Raw genomic sequence first — 1,253 nt, forward strand, 5'->3', positions numbered from 1 at the left:
GTGCCCCCCGGGCGTGGGGGGGGCGGGGGGGGCGGGCTTCCGCGGGTTGCGAGGGGGGGGGCGGCGGGGGTGGCTCGGGGTCGTAGCGGGCGCGGGGCAGCAGCACCAGTTGTACCGCCTGTTGTAGATCTTCGGCTACCAGGCGATCCCGTCCCTCCAGCGCGGCCAGGGCACAGGCGGCCCGCAGGGCAAACTGCTCCCCTCGATGGCCTTGGACGTTGCCGCGGATGGCCTCTTGCACCAGGTAGTGGATCTGTTCCCGCCGCGGTTTAACCTGGGGCAGCCACTCCCGCGCCAGGATAATCTGGGTGCGGATTTCCTCCAGTTCCGCCTGGTGTTCCGCCAGAAAAGGGTCGGGGGCATCGCCGAATTGGTTGGCCCGCTGGGCGATCTCCCGCCGTTCCTCCAGGCTCAGCTCCCGCTCCAGCGGCACCACCATGGCCAGGCGATCCAGCAGGTGGGGGCGCAGGGATCCCTCTTCGGGGTTGTAGGTGGCCACCAAGAGAGGCCGGCAGGGGTGCTGCAGGCTTAGCCCTTCCCGTTCCAGGCGGTTTACCCCCTCCCCTACCACCGTCAGCAGCAGGTTGACGATGGCGTCGTCTAAGAGGTTGATGTCGTCCACATAGAGCACGCCCCGGTGGGCGGCGGCCAAGAGCCCCGGTTGGAAAACCGTTTCCCCCTGCCTCACCGAGGCCTCCACATCCACGGATCCCAAGAGCCGATCCTCCGTCACCCCCAAGGGAATCTGGACAAAGGGAGGGGCCATCACCCGGGTGGGGGGCGTTGTTCCCTGGGGGTAGCGGGCCTTGGCCCAGTCTGACCAGGTCTCGGGCCGCGCCGGGTCGTCGTTGCAATAGGAGCCGGCAATCACCTCGATAGGAGGCAGCAGGGCGTGGATCCCTCGGGCTAAAACCGACTTGGCCGTGCCCCGTGGCCCCACCAGCACCACCCCTCCCAAGCCGGGATCCACCGCCGCCAACAATAGAGCCAGCTTGGCGGTTTGCTGTCCGACCACGGCGGTAAGAGGGAAGGTGCGGGGAGGGGCCAGGGTTGCAGATCCCGAAGGGGACTTAGGGAGGTGGGTCATCGACGGTTAGATCTTGGCGATCTTTTGAGAATCTTCCCAGATCCAGGGCAGATTGAGAGCTGTACACCCCAGTCTATCGTTTTCAAGCGACGCACCGCTTGCGCGACCGAGATTTCTAGGGACGTTCCCAGACCGCTCTGCTCCCTCACCCCCAGCCCCTCTCCCA

At 66.6% G+C, this 1,253-nt stretch carries 1 pseudogene; it reads right to left on the bottom strand.

Annotated features, from left to right (window positions below):
* Positions 1-1,087: pseudogene (locus tag NW853_RS07075) on the bottom strand (ATP-binding protein); the annotation flags it as partial.
* Positions 1,088-1,253: the final 166 nt, after the last annotated feature.

It is taken from the genome of Synechococcus sp. H55.11 (assembly GCF_047462475.1).
In the GTDB taxonomy this organism is placed as follows: Bacteria; Cyanobacteriota; Cyanobacteriia; order Thermostichales; family Thermostichaceae; genus Thermostichus.